Below are 494 nucleotides of genomic sequence, written 5' to 3'. Positions count from 1 at the left end.
TGATTAAACCGATCGATTTCACCAATTTCAGAGATAATCGTGGCTGCGATTTTTTCTCCGATACCGGGAATCGATTGGATGATCTTATATTCTTCCAGTTCATTTGCCAGGGCTACTATACGATCTTCCAAATCAGAAAGGTGTCCCTGGTAATGAAAAAGCAACTCAATATACATACGAAGATTGATTACGTGACTTTCATACACGCTTTTTTGAAATGGATTTCTAGATGCGGAATCCATTATTTTTTTTGCTTTTTCCCATGCCCATTCACCCGATCGGCTAGAACAGAACTCTATAACACTCTCTACTAGTCTACTTTCTCCGGCTGTTAATACCGCCTCTGAAGTGGGATATTGCTTTAACATCGATAAAGAAACCCTTGAATATAGATCCCCAAAAACCTTCCGGTATTCAGGAAACACTTGATCTAAAATGGTGTGAAACTGAAGTTTAGCTTCCACATACATATTCGTTACGATTTCCTGTTGTCT

At 38.9% G+C, this 494-nt stretch carries 1 protein-coding gene; it reads right to left on the bottom strand.

The window, feature by feature from the left end; genetic code table 11:
- Positions 1 to 494 (bottom strand): transposase (locus IOC57_RS25500; protein ID WP_207441370.1); only part of this gene is annotated, 494 nt, incomplete at both ends.

Origin of the sequence: Bacillus sp. SD075, from assembly GCF_017355165.1 — a bacterium.
GTDB lineage: Bacteria > Bacillota > Bacilli > Bacillales > DSM-1321 > Peribacillus.
The sequence above is the reverse complement of the archived record's forward strand: the minus strand, read 5'-3'. Positions and strand labels throughout refer to the sequence as shown.